Genomic DNA, 17,185 nt, shown 5'->3' on the forward strand with positions numbered 1-17,185 from the left:
TACACTTAATTGAACAGTGTGCAATTGATATTTTAATGGGTTTTTTGATCACTGAAAATGTTGATTTATTGGCAAACTGCTCAACATTAAAACGTTTGCGCGTGCACTTTTCATTAAAGTTTGATTTACAACATGCCCATCCATAGAATCCATGATTCAGTCTAATAAAAAAGAAGTAAAGCCATGAAACTGGAAACTGTCGATTATCTTGCTGACGATGCTGCTCAACAGTTCGTTACCTCTCTACGCGAAACGGGGTTCGGTGTGTTGAAAAACCACCCGATTCCACAAGAGCTTGTAGAGTCAATTTACAAAAACTGGCATGAGTTTTTCTGTTCAGATCAAAAGAATGATTTTCACTTTAACGTAGACACCCAAGATGGCTACTTCCCACCTTCTGTGTCTGAAGTGGCGAAAGGGCACAAAGTGAAAGACATCAAAGAGTACTTTCATGTTTACCCTTGGGGGCAGATCCCAGAGCAGCTTAAAGCTGAAATCTTAGAGTACTACGAGCGTGCCAATGCATTTGCTCAAGAGCTATTAGGTTGGGTTGAAGCGTACGCACCTAAGGACGTTCAAGAGAAGTTCTCTATCGCGTTGTCAGAAATGATCAATAACAGTGACAAAACATTACTACGCGTGCTTCACTACCCACCGATGACAGGCGAAGAAGAGCCAGGCGCTATTCGTGCTGCTGCGCATGAAGACATTAACCTGTTAACGGTTTTGCCTGCTGCCAATGAGCCTGGACTGCAAGTAAAGAGTAAAGAGGGTGATTGGATCGATGTACCATGTGACTTCGGAAACTTAATCATCAACATTGGTGATATGCTTCAAGAAGCGTCAGGTGGTTATTTCCCTTCAACGACTCACCGTGTAATCAACCCTACGGGTGGCCGTCAAGAAAAGTCACGTATCTCATTACCGTTGTTCCTGCATCCAAAGCCGGAAGTGGTGTTATCTGAGCGCTACACTGCACATAGCTACCTTATGGAACGTTTACGTGAGCTAGGGGTTATTTAACCTTTACGTGATCTCCTTACAAAGGCCGATGGTGAATGACTATCGGCCTTTTTGCATTTATGCTACAAAATGGAAGCTATGTTTTTTGTGCCGAGAATGGGGCCCTAAACTCGTGTCAGAGATGATGAATGGAAGGACAACGTACTGTCAGTAGTATTGAGCCTCATGCAATAGAAAATCCGCTGCTTTGGCCAATGCTAGAAATTCTGAGAAAACAGCCCTCTAATTGGAAAGTGCACACCTTGGCAAGCTCGTTGGGTGAACAAGGTTATATTTCAAAGCTGGACGACTCTCCCGATAAGGATTTATTCAAAAGAAATTTCCTGATCATGAATGCATTATATCAACTGCAAGACACTCTGTATCCGGATAGTTGGCTTCAAGTCGAAGCCATGGATATTCAGCTCATGTCTTCGATGGAAGCTTTGAGGCATAAGATCGATATTCATGATCCTTTGCGTGAGTATTACTTAGATTGGCGCAATTACGAAGCGGACGAAGATGAAGTGCGTCGACTGTTGAATGAATTTTGGACAACTTATCAAAAGTTCATAGGTGGTTCGTCAGTAGCCAGCGTAGATAAGACAAAGGCACTGTCACTCTTTGAACTTAACACTGACGCTACGCCTGCGGAAATTAGAAAACAATGGCGAAAACTGGCGCTTCGTTGGCATCCTGATCGAGAAAATGGCGATGCAGAAAGATTTAGAGTTCTTTGTGAAGCGTGGAATGTACTGAGAAACGAATGATTCGCTAAGAATAAAGATAAAGGAAGGCAGCTAACTATAGCTGCCTTTTGATTGAACTGTCTCTGTCAGCGTATCAAAACTAGCATGATGACTTAAACTGAGATTTTCGCATGCGGTTGAGGGCAGCCATAACGTCTAGTGTGCGTGGTTTGGCTAAGTCGCCTTGCTTAGGAAGAGCGGCATGCCACTCACCAGATAGCATTTCTTCAATCTCCTTCGCCGGATGATTACACCAACCTGGAAGTTGAGCAATTTGGAACCATAACCAGCCAATTGTGTTGACTTCATCGGCTGACTCTATCTGTTCCAAAGCGCTAAGATCAGTAAACTCTTTACCAAATCGAAGTGACTCTTTGCCTTTCGCATTCACACGGAACTTGCCGTCAGTCAGAATATTCATCAACGCAACGCGGTTCAGTGCTCGAGGTGGGAAGGTCTGTAAACGTTCTTCCGACTCGTTATGACGTTGAGTAGGGTGCTGAGCGATAACTTCTTTCGCTTTTTCAGTCACGTCAACGGCTTGGTAGTCGTGCATTTGAATGACGGTATCGGCGACGTCTAAGTAGTCGCCTGACCCACCCATAACGATAATGGTAGAGATATCAAGATCATCTCGTAATTGACCAATGCGGTCGACGAGAGGAGTAATTGGCTCATCACCTTTTGCCACCAATGCCTGCATACGCTCATCTCTAATCATGAAGTTGGTAGCAGAAGTATCTTCATCAATCAATAATGTGCTTGCACCCGCTTCAATAGACTCTTGAAGCCAAGCGGCTTGCGACGTTGAGCCTGATGCGTCTTGAGTAGAAAAGTCCGCCGTATCTTTACCCATCGGTAAATGGTTGATGTAGTTCGAGAGGTTCAAGTGGTGTACGCATCGGCCATCTTCGGCACGAATCTTCATAGCCTTGTTATCGGCAACAATGTATTCGCGACCATCTCCTGGAATATGATCGTAAATTGAACGCTCTATTGCATTTAATAAGGTAGATTTACCGTGGAAGCCACCACCTACAATCAGTGTGATACCTTTTGGAATTCCTAATCCTGTGACATGGCCCTTGTTTGGCGCATGTAAAGTGATTTGTAGAGATTCAGGAGCTTTAAACTCAACGGCTTCTTTCATTGGAAGGTCGCAATTACCTGCAATTCGAGGAAGAATACTGCCGTTTGCGACAAACGCGACTAAGTTATTGGCCTCTAACTGTTCTCGCAGGGCATCTTGGTCTTCAACAACTTGGCAGTGCTTAATTAAAGCGGCTTTGTCGAGTTCACGCTCTAAAGTTGCTCGACGGATAAACTTAGGCAGGTGGAAAGTCAGTATGTTGTTGGCTTTTTTCCCCAATACTGAACGACCTTCAGCCGGTAAGTTAACTCGAAAACGCAGTTCAATACCTTCTTCAGTAAACAACACCGCGGTGCTATCCAGTACAGTTTGGCCTGTCAGTGAAATTGATACTGAGTTTTCTTGTTTAGCAAACTGTTCAAAACTACGCGCAATAAAATCACGTGCACCTCTTTGAAATGCAGGAGACTCGTCTCTTAGCCACTCAAGACCAGTCAAAGACCATGCGCGAGTCGCACGAAAACGTGACGCCGATGCATAAGGGTCACCCTGTACATGATCGATAAACAAAGTGAAATCAGTGAAGTCGTATTGACCTTTGATTTGCTGATAAGCTCGGTAGTTCTGCTTTTCAATTTTCTTAAGCGTGGCAGTCAACTGATCCATGAAGATATTGGCCTTTTAATAGAAGCGGGCGGTGATTATAGAAACCACCGCCCTCATAGTAAAGAGAATGCTTAGGAAGAGTAGGCGTATTGCCCGCCAGAAAGGCGCTGATTAAACAAACTTTGCTCAAATTCATTACAAGGCATAGGTTTACCATAAAGAAAACCTTGTCCGATATCACAGCCCTCACCAATGAGAAACTGTTCTTGTTGGGGAGATTCAATGCCTTCGATCACGACTTGGAGTTCCAGTTTTTTCGCAATGTGTATGATAGAACAAATGATCGCGCGGTCATCGTCCGACTTCTCCATTTGCTGGACGAAGCTTTTATCAATTTTGATGGCATCAAATGGATATTTCTTTAAATAGCTGAACGAGGCATATCCTGTACCAAAATCGTCAAGTGACAACGTCACGCCAAGTTTGTGCAGTTTATTTAATGTAGTGCGTGCTACGACCTCATCGGCAATTAAGGCGCTTTCGGTCATCTCGAGCTCGAGAAAGTGTGCTGGCAAATGAAAAGACTCGAGTAGGTGTTGCACTTGTTCTGCAAAATTTACGTTTTGTAATTGAATGGGAGAAACGTTGACGGCCATTTTGAAGTTATCGATTAACTCAGACCATTGTTTTGCTTTGTCTATCGCGGTTCGAAGAACAAAAGAGCCAACTTCAAAGATAAGCCCGTTTTGTTCAGCCATATGTATTAATGCTTCGTTGGATACGTCGCCAAGTATTGGATGCCTCCAGCGTAGTAACGCTTCTGCGCCAATCCACTTGTGGGTTTGAGGGTGCACTTTGGGCTGAAAGTAGAGCATTAGGTCGTCGTTTCTTACCGCTTGCAATAAGTAGCTTTCCAGTTGATTGTGGTTGTTGAGTTCATTTGAATGGCTTTCACAAAAATAACTATACGCTTCGCCAGATTCTTTACACAAAAGCATGGCATAACATGCGTTCTGGAGTAGTTGTTTAGCATTGCTGGTTCGGTGAGCTTGTACAACACCAATGTAAGAGTTTAGGTGAACCTCTGTGTCTTTTACATAAAAACTTCCCATACCAATATCGGTAATATCATTCAGTAGCTGATGCAATTTTATATCGATGTCTGTGCCCCAAACGAGCAATACGAGGTCATTGGAGCTAGGCCTCCCCGTAACAAAATGTCTGGACTCCCGCTTACCAAGACGATACCGAAACTCTTTCAATATTTCGTCGAAAGTTTCAAAGCCATAACGGGTTTGGATACTGCGTGCATTGCTAAAACCAATGTTTATTACGATTAATGATTGCTGACTGTGATCTAACGTTCTGAGTGTGTCACTGACTATATTTTCGAGTGCTGCTCGGTTTAGGAATCCAGTTCCTTGATCGTGTGTTTTTTGGTAGCTCACCTGCTTTTCAGCGGCTCTGCGACGATCAATCTCTTGCGTTAGGGAATAACTTAACTGCGCCAAATCTGTAGTGCGATTCTCAACTCTATTTTTGAGTTCGTTGTTAAGACGCTGAAGTTTGTGTTGCTGATGCACGATGGAAAGCTGCGCTTCGATTGAATCTTTAAAAGTCCCAAGCAATTGCCGGTAAGTGTCGCAGTATTCATTCTCCTTAGAATCAAGCATGCAAATAGTTCCAAACGTCTCTCCATTTGGCCAGAATAGCGGTAAGCCGCAATAAGAGATCATACCTAGTTTGATATCAGGATTATTTTGCCACTCTTCATCTTCAAGCGCGTTTGGGACAATAAGTTCACTTTTGTGTTTTATGACATGCTCACAATACAAACCGTTGCCAAGCAGCTCAGTATCGCCAGTACGATAAGGATTACCTATAGTTTCGCTGGATGTATTTACTTCTATGCGATCTGGATGGATACGCATAATTAATGTGGTGGGTACGTGCGTTATTTGAGCCAGTAAGTTGACGATTTCCTGCCAACTTCTTCGCATAGACTCAGGGATTTCGTAGTCTAATGTTTGCAATCTCCCCATATAGGTCATCCTTTACGTGGTTTCACTTCCTGTGAATTAAAAATGCAGACTGCTCTATTTTGTTCTCGCTTTTTAATTAAGTATAGGGTGGCTAGGGCTCGAAACAAAAAAAAGTCCTGAAAAGTGTTCAGGACTAGGAATAGTTGTCACATATCTCATCCTTGAAACAGGTAACAAGCATCAAGGCTTAAGCGACATTAACGATTCAATAGAAATGTCTTGCGAATAGTCGACATCTTCAAAGTTAAAGCCATTGAGCTTCATAAACTCATCTTTAAAACCTTGGTAATCACCAATCTCTTTAAAGTTATCAGCATTCATCTGTTCTAAAAGAGCGTGGACTTCTTGTTGAACTTGCGGTTCAAGTTCCAAGTCATCTATTCGAATCAAGCGTTCGCCGTCAACTGGCACTTTCTCTTGATCGTATAACTTCGTAGTAAACAGTCGCTGCATTTGTTCAATACATCGTTCGTGAGTACCTTTTTCCTTCATCACTCGATAAAGCGCTAACAGGTAAGGGCTTAGAGCAGGGATGAATACACTGGCTTTCGTCACCAACGCCTTACACACGGTTGCGTAAGCACCGCCGTCAAAGTTGGCGAGTTTGAGGTTTAATGAATGACTGGTTTGGTGTAAATCGATTTTCGCTCGACCTAACGTACCATCGAGATAAATTGGGTGCGTAATGTCAGGGCCCATGTAAGAAAAGGCGATGGTTTTGCAGCCGTTTGCGATAGAGTCGTTATTGATGAGTGTGTCAATCCAGCTTTCCCAGTCTTCGCCGCCCATTACTTTAATGGTGGCATTGGCTTCCTCTTCTGTTGCAGGCGTTAAGGTGGTTTCTATCCACTTATCGTTCTCCAGCATGATAGAAGCGCCAGTGACAGGCTCACCAATCGGTTTAATGACACTGCGCCAAAACTCATCAGATTCAGGTTTAGGTCGAACACCGGTTGCCAAGCTATAGATGACTAAGTCAACTTCACCCTCAAAGTACGTTTCAATGGCTTCAATCACTTGATTGCGCACCGAACCAGAGAATGCATCGCCAACAATATTTATTGCGGTACGCCCGGCTTGATTTGCCTCTTGCTTAAAAAAGACGTTGTTATACCAACCCGCACTCCCAACCCCTTTCTCTGAAGGTCCACGCTCAAATGAGACGCCAATGGTATCGGCGTTAGCGCCACCGAACGTTAGGGCTATTCGTGCCGCTAGGCCGAAACCAGAGGAGGCACCAATAATCAAAACCCGTTTTGGGCCTTTTTTGATCTGTGGGGCGTGCTTTACGTATTCAATTTGCTCTTTAATAGATGCATGACACCCTTTGGGGTGCGCAGAGCGAGCAACAACACCTTGAATTAACGGTTCTATTCGCATGTTGTTATCTATCCTCGATGAGTGGAATTGAAAATAGATTAACGTAAAGTTACGTAAAACTTATTGAGCTAGACCATTAAAATTAGAGATGTTTAATTAATTCTTGAGCAACGAAATCAGCGATCCAAGGTTGTGCATCTGGTTTTGGGTGAAGGCCATCATCCATCATCCATTCTGGTTTGGTGACAACATGCTCTAAGAAGAATGGCATCAAGGCAACTTGTTGATGCTGTGCAAGCTTAGGGTAGATATCGTAAAACATATCGCTATAGCGCTTACCATAATTAGGCGGAACCCGAATTTGCATCATGACAACGTCCGCACCAGAATCTTTTATCATGGTAATCATTTTTGAAAGATTTGACGTAATAAGTTTAGGAGGGAAACCTCTTAGGCCATCGTTGGCACCTAACTCAATAAGTACCATGTCAGGGCTATGCTGAGTTAGCAACTGAGGTAACCGTGCTAAGCCATTGCCAGTGGTATCGCCAGAAATGCTGGCATTAATAACTGTTACATCTTGACCATGTTCTGACAACGCATCAGGGAGTAAGCTAGGCCAACTCTCTTCGATCGGCATTTGATAGCCTGCACTCAAGCTATCACCCAAGACAAGTAGCTTTTCGCTCGCATGTGCAGTAGCGGAAAAACAAAAAAATAGAACTAAGGAAAGTATACGAATCATGCAAACACCTGTACTTAATGCACCTATTGTTCAAGCCAATTTGGTTTCTAAACAAGTCTCTACTAATCAAGAACAATTAACAATCCTCAAAGATGTAAATGTTGACATCCGAAAAGGAGAAAAAATCGCCATCGTCGGAACTTCCGGTGCAGGTAAGTCAACATTGATGACGTTGCTAGCTGGTCTTGATACGCCGACATCAGGCGAAATTACTTTATTAGGTCATGAATTATCAAAACTGGACGATGAAGCACGTGCGAAAATTCGGGCTGACTCTTTAGGTTTCGTTTTCCAAAGTTTCTTGTTAATCCCGAGTTTGAGTGCATTACGTAATGTCACGCTTCCTTGTCTTTTACGTGGTGAAGCCGAAGATGAAGCAAGAGCAGCGGAATTATTAGCTGCTGTTGGATTGGAAAAACGTGTCGACCATCTACCAAGCCAGTTATCTGGTGGTGAACAACAGCGAGTTGCACTAGCGCGCGCATTTATGACACAGCCTGAGCTGTTGTTCGCAGACGAGCCTACCGGCAATCTTGACCATCAAACCGCAGACAAAGTGATTGAGCTGCTATTCGATCTTAATGAACAGCACGGGACAACTCTGATTTTAGTAACACACGATGGTCATCTAGCAAGCCGATGTGACCGTATCTATCGTATGGAGGCGGGTGAGCTTAAGGAGGAGATATAATGTCTGCAGTATCATCAAGTGAAGCAACATCCACAGAGCAAAACAGTACAACACAGCACTCGTCGAATAAAAGTTTGATACGCTGGAGTTTCGGCGAAATAAGGCAGGGGAATCTTTGGCCTATTAGCGTTGCTCTTATTCTCGTGATTGCGAGTATCTTTGCGCTTTCTGCATTAGCAGAACGAATGGAGCAGGTGATCGTCAAGCAGGGGAAGGACGCATTAACGGCAGATGCGGTGTTTGTGTCTGCTAATCCCATTCCGGACACGTTGTTAGCCTCGACAGAAAGCCTTGACCGTTCGACGATGACACGCTTTGCCACTATGGCATTTAGCGATAATGGTATGCAGCTTATTTCTGTAAGGGCGGTGGATGATAATTACCCTTTAATGGGGGAGCTCGTTCTTGAAAATAATCCAGCCGGTCGCGTTAAAGAGAACCAACTCTGGCTTGATGAGCGGATTATGACTCAACTAAGCGTAAAGTCAGGTGACAGTGTCACGATAGGCGATGCCGAGTTTACTGTATCAGGCGCAGTATTGATGGAACCTGGCTTGAGCTTTAATCCATTTCAGCAAATGCCTTCTGCATACATTCATCAAAGTGACGTAGATAAAACAGGAGCAATTCAAGTTGGGAGCCGAGTTCAATACCGTCTGTTTTTACAAGCCGATGATAAAACACTAAAGAGCTTACAAGATGATACGCGGCTTTCTCCGAGCGATCGCTGGCGCACGCAAGATACTGCCAGTCGTAGTAATGAGGTTTTTGAACGTACGACGCAGTATCTGTCTTTGACCGTAGCGATTGTCATCATTATGGCGGCGACAACATTGGTTCTTACTTGTCAAAATTACGTGAACAGCCGGACACAAACTATTGCGATGTTGAAAAGTCTTGGTGCGAGCCGCCGATGGATTGAAAAGTGGTTATTTATTCAAGTCACAATCCTTCTCATTAGTGCCAGTGTCGTCGGCCTACTGCTAGGGAGTGGGCTGGAGTATTTATTACGCATTCCACTCAAAGACTTATTACCCGATCCACTCCCTAGTTACGGCGTCACACCATTTTTGGTGGCATTTATCTCTGCAGTCTTGATTACTGTTCCCGCTCTCGGTATACCATTGTTAGGCTTGATTAAAACTCCCGCGTTAGAAGTGCTACAGCAGGGCAAAGCGCAACGTTCTTGGAAGCGAATGTTACTTGTTCTAGTTCCCGTTGTTCCATTGCTTTTACTGTATGCAGACAACACCTTAGTTTGGATCGTGCTCACTGGTATAGCGGTACTGTTTGTGGTACTCGCAGCAGTTAGCGTCATACTCACAAAACTGTTTGCACGTGTTTCAACCCATCCTGCAATGAAGCTTGCGTTGAGTCGTATCAACCGGACGCCAGTAACCAGCGGTCTACAGTTTGGTGCTTTGGCATTATCTTTGATGTTGCTGTCTATCATTTGGCTTGTGCGCAGCGATATTCTCGCTGATTGGGAGAGAACCTTACCTGCAGACGCGCCAAATGTGTTCGCTTTAAACATTGGTGATTATGAGCTCGATAACTACCTAGAAACCCTAGATAAAAATGGAGTTACGCGGTCACAAGCTTATCCAATAATTCGTGGACGACTAACAGAGATCAACGGTCAAAACGTCAAAGAGGTTGGGTACGAAGGAGAAGGTTCTGACGCGATACGTCGAGAGCTAAACCTGACATGGGGAGACAGCCTACCAGAATATAATGATGTGCTTTCGGGTGAATGGACAAACAAAGGGAGTGTATCTGTAGAAGCGGATGTAGCAAATGACTTAGGCATCAAACTCGGTGATACGCTGCGCTTTGTAATAAACAGTGAGAATTACGATGCAGTAGTGGATACCATCCGTTATGTCGAATGGCGTGACATGAAGCCTAACTTTTATTTTATTTTCTCATCTGACGTGATGGCTAATTTACCTGGTTCTTACCTCATCAGTTATAGGATTGAAGAAGGAAATGAAGCGTTGTTGACGTCAATGTCACGTGCTCACCCAACGGTCTCTGTTTTAGATATCCGAACTATGGGCGAGAAAATTCAGGCTTTGATTCAGCAAATCGTATCAGCAATCACCATCCTTGCTCTTTTAGGCGTTGTTGCTGGTCTGCTGCTCATCTTTACTCTACTGAGGTTAAGCTTGTCCCAACGTCAACAAGAGATTCGTTTGTATCGCACATTAGGTTCAAGTAAGAAACGGATCAACACAACCCTGTGGGCCGAGTACGGAATTATGGCGTTGATTGCTAGTGGTGTTGCGGTATTCGCTGCGGAAGTTTGTGTGGCCGCAGTCATGACATATGGATTCGATCTCAATGCACAAATTCACCCCGAATTGTGGATAGCTTTACCGCTTGCAACATTTGTTACGTTAGCACTTGTAGTGATGAGTTTGTTGAAAAGATTGTTAACGCCAGTAAACACTTAATCGCAGCGAGTGTTATCAAATTTGGAACACTCCATGACACTTTTATTTTAGTTATCCACAAAAACAGTGGATAACTTTTGGGATAACTAAATGGGGTAAAAAGTGGGGTGTTTCTGCAGGCTTTGCGCCATGGGTCTTACAGTGAAATTCTTATTCACATAGACACAAAAAAGTGTCTTCTTAACCATGTAGTCAAGTACTTTTTCGCAAATTTTTTCTACTTTAATGCACTTTACAGGCGCTGTTGGATATTTCGCAAACCCATGAACTTTTTGTGATTTTAATCAAGTCCAAACACGAGTAGAATCCACCGTTAGTAAAGAATTTTCCTTATAAAATTTTTAGTGAAGCAATGAAGTCTGAGTTTCCAAGTTATAAAGATAAGCATATCGCTGTTGTTGGTGGCGGTGTAGCAGGTGCAACAGCAGCAATTCATTTTGCGGAGCTGGGTTTTAAAGTTTCCGTAATAGAGAAGGGCGTATCACTAGTAAATGGTCCACCCATTTGTCATTTGCATGCTGGTGGTAATTTATATCGAGAGATTTCCGAGCAACAATGCTTAGACTTGTTAGCACAATCTATTGATACTGTTCGCCTGTATCCGCTTTCACTGAATATTCGTCCGACAATCATCGCGGTTCCTCATTCCGATGGTGGAGACCCATCCACACTAATTCCGCGATTAGAGGTTGTGAAAAGTGCTTATCAGACGCTCGTTGATAAAGATCAGAGTAATAAAGTGCTCGGCGAACCAAGCGAATACTACAAACTGTATTCAAAAGCGGAGCTAGAAGCTCTCGCGCAACGTACTCAACCAAGTCATCCTACAAACTTCGATGAGTGGTGTATTCCTTTTGCTCAACATGCTGATCTTGAAGCGCTAAAGTATCCTGTTGTCGCAGTTCAAGAATATGGTTGGAGTGTTTTTCGCCTCGCTGCAATTGCCAACTTAACACTAGATACGCTTCCTAATGCTTCAGTCTTCACACAAGCAACGTTCAAGCAAGCCGATTGGATGGGGGAACACTGGCAACTTGGCTATGAACGTGAAGGTATCGATTACCTTATGACATGCGACTACTTGGTTAACGCGTGTGGCTTTGAAACAGGCTCAATTGACAACACAGTTGGTGCCAAGCGAGACAGGTTGGTGGAGTTTAAAGCCGCTTACGTTACGAGGTGGGCAGACTGTCAACAACAATGGCCAGAAGTTATTTTTCATGGCCCGCGTGGAACCGATAAAGGAATGGCTCAATTGACGCCTTATGGCGATGGTTACTTTCAACTTCATGGTATGACAAAAGGAATCACGCTGTTTGAAGATGGTTTAGTGGAGAGCACGAACTCATCTGCTCAACCTGAACTGCCTATGCCTTTACTCTCGAAGATCCGTAACGGCTGGAGAGAAGAAGTGTTAGAAGAGCGAACGAACAACGCCATCAAACACATGGCACAGTTCATTCCCGACTATCACTCTGCTGTAAAAGGAGGAAAAGCATTATTTGGCGCTCAGCAAATTCCCGGCACAGATCCAGTACTCAGAGCGGCAGATGTGACTTTTGAAGATAACCACTACGCGAGAATAGAGGTGGTAAAAGCGTCATCGACACTACTCGCAGCGCAAAAAATGCTTCAATTCTGGTTTGATATCGATCCTAACCAAAATGTGGAAACACAGCATCCGGTCGCTGTAAAGTGGTCTGAACAAGAGGTCGAGCAGTACGCGATTAAACTCACTCAAGAGCGAGGCTATCCACAAGCTTTAGCAGTGCGTTATGGTATGCCTGCATAATCGGCTGTGTTTGGGCTCAGTGGTTGTATTAATACCCAAAAAACTGAGCCCATTGGCACCATACTTCTTGCAAGCCTAGTCTATCTCCTTTCACAAAATTGACTTTTTGTCCGGGTTTCGCCTGTGCCAGTCTAGGTAAGTCAATACGAGCTACGCAGCCAAATTTAGGATACCCGCCAATAGTCTGGTGATCGTTGAGCAGCACAATAGGGTTACCATCGCTAGGTACTTGAATTGAACCTAATGCAATTCCCTCTGATAGGACGCCTTCGTAAGGTGGACGAATGTTATTGCCCTCAAGACGGTAGCCCATGCGATTCGAATTGGGGGAGATGATGAATGCTTTGTTGTAAAATGCTTGGCGAGCGTCTTCATCAAAGTCCTCGTTCTGATAGCCTTCAATCACTCTCAACTTAATGGGTAAGTTGTAATCTGGCTTAAAGCGAAACGTCATTTGCCTTGGTTTACGTTTCGGTAAGTTATGAGGGACAAAGGGAAGAATATCGCCAGCTTTCAAAGCGCCACCATTTGAATCATAACCACCTAGAGATTCTCGCAAGACGGTCGATGCGCTTCCTAAGTGCTGAGCAACATTGAACCCACCTTTAACCGCTAGGTAGGAGCGAAGTCCATTCCTTGCGACTCCGAACTGAAGCTTCTGTCCTTTTTTCAACGTAAAGTCAGACCAATTTGAAATAGGTTCACCATCTATTTTTGCATTTAAATCACCGCCACATATAGCAAGGTGGCAGTTATGCAATGCAATAAAACAAGCGTTACCCAGAGTAATTTCAATCGCAACGCAATTGACTACGTTACCAAGCAAATGGTTGGCCCAACTGTAAGCATAGTCGTCGACCGGGCCACCTTGAGTCACACCGACATGCGCTAAGCCAAAACGACCAAAGTCTTGAACTAAAGAGAGCGGTCCTGGCTTTTCCACCAGTAATCCACCGTAACTCATAGTACGCCTCCTAAATCGATAAACTCTTGTTTTGAAATAGCATTAAAGGTGACCTTGTCACCCACTTCAAACGGTATAAAAGGAGGAGAGTCGGAGAAGAGCGCAAGCGGGCTTTTACCAATAATGTTCCATCCGCCAGGACTATCTGATGGATAGACGGCCGTTTTAGAGTCTGCGATTCCTACACTTCCGGCCGGCACTTGAATTCTTGGTGTGGCAAGCCTTGCCATGTGCAATTGAGTATCAACGTCAGAGAGAAATGCAAAGCCTGGAGCAAAGCCAATTGCAGAAACCGCGTACTCGGTTTTCGTATGCAGGGTAATAAGATCGTCTAATGACAGACCTCGCTTTTGAAAACGAGATAGATCTAACGCGGTTTCTTCAGAGTAATATACAGGGATAGTAATGTGATTCGGCTGGGAAAGCTTAAGTGATTGAGTATCAAACTGGCTCACGATTTGTTGCAGCTCATTGACTAAGTTCTTCTCGTTGATTCGAAAAGGTAAGTAATCAATGAGAATAGTTTGATAGGAGGGGACAACGTTCATAACAATTGAAGCGAAAGTTTCTCTTATGCTGCGAGTAAGCTCTCCGACTGCATTTTCAGAAATACTCTCATCAAACTTAATGAAAATACTGCACTCGGAGATCAAAGAGATATTAAATTTCTCTTTATGCATTAATTTCCTCCAGCGTATAGGCTTTGGCGGATCTTTTGGATCAGCGCGATCGACTCTTCATTGTCACCATGAACACAAATTGTGTCGGCTTCCAATAATATGTAACCGCCTGAAGCGGTTTTGACACGCCCAGAGTCAGCTAAGGTCCGGACTTGCTCAAGTATCGCGTGCTCGCTTTTTAACACGGCATTGGGCTGTGTTCTAGGAGTCAGTAAGCCGTCATCTTGGTATAAACGATCTGCAAATGCTTCAAATAGCAAGGGAACATCATAATCGTCTGCGATTTCTAAGTATTTTTCGTTTTCCTGTGAAGCTAGGATCATTAACGGTACTTTGAACAGTGCTGCCGCCTTTACTACCGCTCTAAATATCGCATCACTTTTCATCATGTCGTTGTATAGAGCACCATGAGGCTTTATGTAACTGATGTCTGTGTATTGCGCCCGGCATAATGCTTGTAAAGCACCAACCTGATATATAACCATGTTCGTAATTTCATCACCCGTCATGCTTATGCTTCGTCTGCCAAAGCCTTGTAGGTCGGCGTAACCTGGGTGTGCGCCAATATCAACATCGTTGTCATTCGCTAGGGTGATGGTGTCGTGCATGACATTAGGGTCGGAGGCATGAAAACCACACGCGATGTTCGCCATATCAACATGGGGCATCACGTCTTCATCTGCGCCCATACTCCAAGAGCCAAAGCTCTCGCCCATATCACAGTTCAATGTAAGTTGCTGTTTATTCAATGCCATACGTTTTATTTCTACACAAGCAATGGGTTTACGATGCAGGAAAATGCATCTAGGTTCAGTGACTCACTTCATTCTTCTATCATGAAAACGAAGCTTTTTGAGCAGATAGCTGACGAAAAAGATCACGTTAGTCCATAAAGATGTTGCCGTTATTTGAGTTGATCCGAATTTTAAGGTATTTCGTTTCTTTTCCATCCAATTTTTGAGAATTTAAGGTTATTTTGCATTAGCATCGTGTTAATCTTGTCGCCCTTCATGGGTGATAGATTGCATAATGGTTCTTCTGTCATTTTTGTGGTTGTCTGCGACAGGAATATATATGTCATTACGAGCGAAGCTTATTTGGCCTCTTCTGGTCTTTTTAACGGCTATCTTTGTTATCTCAAAAGGTTACACCTCGTATACTGTATACCAATCGTCTAAGCATGAACTGGTCGAGCAGACAAGAAAGTTGATTAACAACGTTTCTTTCTCAATTAAAGATGCGCTGACGACAAAGGACAAGCAAAAAGCTCAAACTATTCTCGCCAACTTTTTAAACCAGCCAAATGTAACGCGGGTCAAACTTTATGACCAAGATGACCAACCATTCGCTGTTATGGAGATAAGTGGGGCACTGGCACCCGTTCCAAGTCAAACCGAAAGAAGTAGGTTGCACGCTCTAGGGTATGCCTTATCAACCAAATTTCTTTATGTTCTAGAGCCGATTATCCATGATGGCTATGTCATTGGTAGCATGAGAGTTACGCTTTCTCATCGCCCAATTGTAGAAGCCATACAATCTTTACTTCAAGATGGCGCTTTACTTCTTCTGTTTCTGATCGCTGGTGGCACTGTTTTTTACATAAGTATCGAGAGGCTTGTTCTCAAGCCCGTGATGGAACTCAACCGCGTAATAGAGAATGTGACACACGGACGAAACACGGAAAATCAAGCTCGCTATTACGCCAAGGATGAAATTGGAGACCTCGCGAGCTCTTTCAATCAAATGATGAATAGGTTAACAGTACGTGAGAAGCAGCGGCAACATTCGCTAGACACACTAGAACAAAAGCGCGCATTTTCAGAAGAGGTTATCGAATCTGTTCAGCATGCATTAGTTATTACAGACAATTCCGGACGTGTTATTCATTGTAATACGGCGACCCAGCAAATATTTCAAAAAAAATTAAATGAACTTAAACATGCCAATATTCGTGATCTAATTAAAACTAAAACACCGAATGAGCTGAGTCAGATCCTGAGTCGAGGCCTAGAGTGCGATGATATTCACCTCAAAAATGCAGATAATGAACAGCAGTTGAGCCTAACCAGTCGTCGCCTCTCGACACATGAATACTTACTGTTTTCGATTCAAGATATCACCGAAATTGAAGAAGCCATAAACCGGCAACGTGTTGCGGGACGTGTTTTTGAAAGCAGCCAAGATGGTCTCATTGTTCTTAATCATCGCGGTGTCATTACGATGGTAAACCCTGCCGTCACTAAGTTAGTCGGCTTAGAGGTGGATCAGCTTATTGGGAAGTCATTCATCCAAACGCTAAAGTGGCGCAAGTTACAGGAAATGATGCCTAGTATCATCGAGTCGATAGAAAATTATGGCGTTTGGCAAGGTGAAGTTATCGAGAAGAACCATATTGGTCAGTTTGTACCGATGTTTGCTCGAGTCAATCGTATCGTTAAGTGTGAAGACTATGGTTTCTATGATCTGGTTATTGTTCTTACCGACCTTTCCGGCGCAAAAGAGATGGAACGATTAGAGCATTTAGCTCATCACGATGCTTTAACGGGGTTAGCCAATCGATCTAAGTTCCATTTAGAGTTGGAACAACTAGTACAACGCTCTGGATACTTGCGTGACGAATTTGCAGTTTTGTACCTCGATCTGGATGGATTTAAAGAAGTTAACGATACCTACGGTCATGATGCAGGTGATGAAGTTTTGAAAAAAGTTTCCGAGCGTCTAACATCTGCGACGAGACATAGTGATTTAATCGCAAGACTTTCTGGTGATGAATTTGTCATGTTGGTAAATCCCGCCAATCAAAAAGTGGTCACCCGAATAGCAGAACAGTTGCTCGAGAGCATATGTGCTCCAATTGAGTACAAAGGTCACTTACTCAAAGTTGGCGTTAGTATCGGCGTAAAATTAGTCGGCGTAAATGAGCGCGATGCTACTCGAGTTTTAAAAAGTGCGGATACGGCAATGTATCAAGCAAAGAAAGCCGGAAAAGGCCAAGCAATATTAATGGGATGCGAATTACAAGAGACAGTTTAAATCGTAACGTCAAAG

The 17,185-nt window shown here is 43.7% G+C and carries 13 protein-coding genes; 6 read left to right on the forward strand and 7 right to left on the reverse strand.

The window, feature by feature from the left end:
* Positions 1 to 183: 183 nt before the first annotated feature.
* Together KI742_RS04510 and KI742_RS04515 are read left to right on the forward strand one after the other, a co-directional pair.
* Positions 184 to 1,023, forward strand: coding sequence for an isopenicillin N synthase family oxygenase (locus KI742_RS04510; protein WP_005376329.1), 840 nt, complete (start codon positions 184 to 186; stop codon positions 1,021 to 1,023).
* A 128-nt stretch (positions 1,024 to 1,151) separates the two neighbouring features.
* A complete protein-coding gene (locus tag KI742_RS04515) occupies positions 1,152 to 1,772 on the forward strand; it encodes a DNA-J related domain-containing protein (RefSeq protein ID WP_256902698.1) in 621 nt (206 codons plus the stop codon).
* A 79-nt stretch (positions 1,773 to 1,851) separates the two neighbouring features.
* Here KI742_RS04515 and KI742_RS04520 read toward each other — a convergent pair whose 3' ends face one another.
* The 4 genes from KI742_RS04520 to tesA all read right to left on the reverse strand — a co-directional run bounded on the left by KI742_RS04520 (position 1,852) and on the right by tesA (position 7,554).
* Positions 1,852 to 3,507 (reverse strand): ABC-ATPase domain-containing protein, encoded by a 1,656-nt coding sequence (locus KI742_RS04520; protein ID WP_262656084.1) that lies wholly within the window; start codon positions 3,505 to 3,507, stop codon positions 1,852 to 1,854.
* Positions 3,508 to 3,578: 71 nt separating this feature from the next.
* Positions 3,579 to 5,489 carry an EAL domain-containing protein gene (locus KI742_RS04525; RefSeq protein WP_213898336.1) on the reverse strand — a complete coding sequence of 637 codons (1,911 nt, stop codon included), beginning with the start codon at positions 5,487 to 5,489 and terminating at the stop codon, positions 3,579 to 3,581.
* A 180-nt stretch (positions 5,490 to 5,669) separates the two neighbouring features.
* Positions 5,670 to 6,869, reverse strand: a complete 1,200-nt coding sequence (fabV, locus tag KI742_RS04530; RefSeq protein WP_137282643.1) for an enoyl-ACP reductase FabV — start codon at positions 6,867 to 6,869, stop codon at positions 5,670 to 5,672.
* An 82-nt stretch (positions 6,870 to 6,951) separates the two neighbouring features.
* Complete coding sequence (gene tesA, locus KI742_RS04535) at positions 6,952 to 7,554, reverse strand: multifunctional acyl-CoA thioesterase I/protease I/lysophospholipase L1 (protein WP_005376324.1); 603 nt, start codon at positions 7,552 to 7,554, stop codon at positions 6,952 to 6,954.
* Between tesA and KI742_RS04540 the strand changes: the two genes are divergently transcribed.
* The 3 genes from KI742_RS04540 to KI742_RS04550 all read left to right on the forward strand — a co-directional run bounded on the left by KI742_RS04540 (position 7,553) and on the right by KI742_RS04550 (position 12,493).
* A complete protein-coding gene (locus KI742_RS04540) occupies positions 7,553 to 8,245 on the forward strand; it encodes an ABC transporter ATP-binding protein (RefSeq protein WP_005376323.1) in 693 nt (230 codons plus the stop codon). The two genes, tesA and KI742_RS04540, sit on opposite strands and share 2 nt — an antisense overlap.
* Positions 8,245 to 10,701 (forward strand): ABC transporter permease, encoded by a 2,457-nt coding sequence (locus tag KI742_RS04545; RefSeq protein ID WP_285384855.1) that lies wholly within the window; start codon positions 8,245 to 8,247, stop codon positions 10,699 to 10,701. The genes KI742_RS04540 and KI742_RS04545 overlap by 1 nt, the downstream gene beginning before the upstream one ends.
* Positions 10,702 to 11,053: 352 nt before the next feature.
* Positions 11,054 to 12,493: an FAD-dependent oxidoreductase gene (locus tag KI742_RS04550; protein ID WP_138940264.1), complete on the forward strand. Its 1,440-nt coding sequence runs from the start codon at positions 11,054 to 11,056 to the stop codon at positions 12,491 to 12,493.
* A 28-nt stretch (positions 12,494 to 12,521) separates the two neighbouring features.
* Here KI742_RS04550 and KI742_RS04555 read toward each other — a convergent pair whose 3' ends face one another.
* From KI742_RS04555 to KI742_RS04565, 3 genes are read right to left on the reverse strand one after another with little or no spacing between them, the layout of a single operon-like run.
* Positions 12,522 to 13,457: a biotin-dependent carboxyltransferase family protein gene (locus KI742_RS04555; protein WP_005376316.1), complete on the reverse strand. Its 936-nt coding sequence runs from the start codon at positions 13,455 to 13,457 to the stop codon at positions 12,522 to 12,524.
* Positions 13,454 to 14,137 carry an allophanate hydrolase subunit 1 gene (locus KI742_RS04560; RefSeq protein ID WP_285384856.1) on the reverse strand — a complete coding sequence of 228 codons (684 nt, stop codon included), beginning with the start codon at positions 14,135 to 14,137 and terminating at the stop codon, positions 13,454 to 13,456. The genes KI742_RS04555 and KI742_RS04560 overlap by 4 nt, the downstream gene beginning before the upstream one ends.
* Positions 14,137 to 14,892: a 5-oxoprolinase subunit PxpA gene (locus KI742_RS04565; protein WP_205391175.1), complete on the reverse strand. Its 756-nt coding sequence runs from the start codon at positions 14,890 to 14,892 to the stop codon at positions 14,137 to 14,139. The genes KI742_RS04560 and KI742_RS04565 overlap by 1 nt, the downstream gene beginning before the upstream one ends.
* A gap of 319 nt (positions 14,893 to 15,211) precedes the next feature.
* Here KI742_RS04565 and KI742_RS04570 point away from each other — a divergent pair, with 319 nt between their 5' ends.
* Positions 15,212 to 17,170 carry a diguanylate cyclase domain-containing protein gene (locus KI742_RS04570; protein WP_285384857.1) on the forward strand — a complete coding sequence of 653 codons (1,959 nt, stop codon included), beginning with the start codon at positions 15,212 to 15,214 and terminating at the stop codon, positions 17,168 to 17,170.
* Positions 17,171 to 17,185: the final 15 nt, after the last annotated feature.

It is taken from the genome of Vibrio sp. D417a (assembly GCF_030248595.1).
In the GTDB taxonomy this organism is placed as follows: domain Bacteria; phylum Pseudomonadota; class Gammaproteobacteria; order Enterobacterales; family Vibrionaceae; genus Vibrio; species Vibrio alginolyticus.

What these genes read in the sequence shown, in the direction of transcription:
- KI742_RS04515 (WP_256902698.1), top strand. Translation starts at nt 1,152, where the DNA reads ATGGAAGGACAACGTACTGTCAGTAGTATTGAGCCTCATGCAATAGAA.
- KI742_RS04540 (WP_005376323.1), top strand. Translation starts at nt 7,553, where the DNA reads ATGCAAACACCTGTACTTAATGCACCTATTGTTCAAGCCAATTTGGTT.
- KI742_RS04570 (WP_285384857.1), top strand. Translation starts at nt 15,212, where the DNA reads ATGTCATTACGAGCGAAGCTTATTTGGCCTCTTCTGGTCTTTTTAACG.
- KI742_RS04525 (WP_213898336.1), bottom strand. Translation starts at nt 5,489, where the DNA reads ATGGGGAGATTGCAAACATTAGACTACGAAATCCCTGAGTCTATGCGA.
- KI742_RS04545 (WP_285384855.1), top strand. Translation starts at nt 8,245, where the DNA reads ATGTCTGCAGTATCATCAAGTGAAGCAACATCCACAGAGCAAAACAGT.
- fabV (WP_137282643.1), bottom strand. Translation starts at nt 6,869, where the DNA reads ATGCGAATAGAACCGTTAATTCAAGGTGTTGTTGCTCGCTCTGCGCAC.
- KI742_RS04560 (WP_285384856.1), bottom strand. Translation starts at nt 14,137, where the DNA reads ATGCATAAAGAGAAATTTAATATCTCTTTGATCTCCGAGTGCAGTATT.
- KI742_RS04510 (WP_005376329.1), top strand. Translation starts at nt 184, where the DNA reads ATGAAACTGGAAACTGTCGATTATCTTGCTGACGATGCTGCTCAACAG.
- KI742_RS04555 (WP_005376316.1), bottom strand. Translation starts at nt 13,457, where the DNA reads ATGAGTTACGGTGGATTACTGGTGGAAAAGCCAGGACCGCTCTCTTTA.
- KI742_RS04550 (WP_138940264.1), top strand. Translation starts at nt 11,054, where the DNA reads ATGAAGTCTGAGTTTCCAAGTTATAAAGATAAGCATATCGCTGTTGTT.
- KI742_RS04565 (WP_205391175.1), bottom strand. Translation starts at nt 14,892, where the DNA reads ATGGCATTGAATAAACAGCAACTTACATTGAACTGTGATATGGGCGAG.
- tesA (WP_005376324.1), bottom strand. Translation starts at nt 7,554, where the DNA reads ATGATTCGTATACTTTCCTTAGTTCTATTTTTTTGTTTTTCCGCTACT.
- KI742_RS04520 (WP_262656084.1), bottom strand. Translation starts at nt 3,507, where the DNA reads ATGGATCAGTTGACTGCCACGCTTAAGAAAATTGAAAAGCAGAACTAC.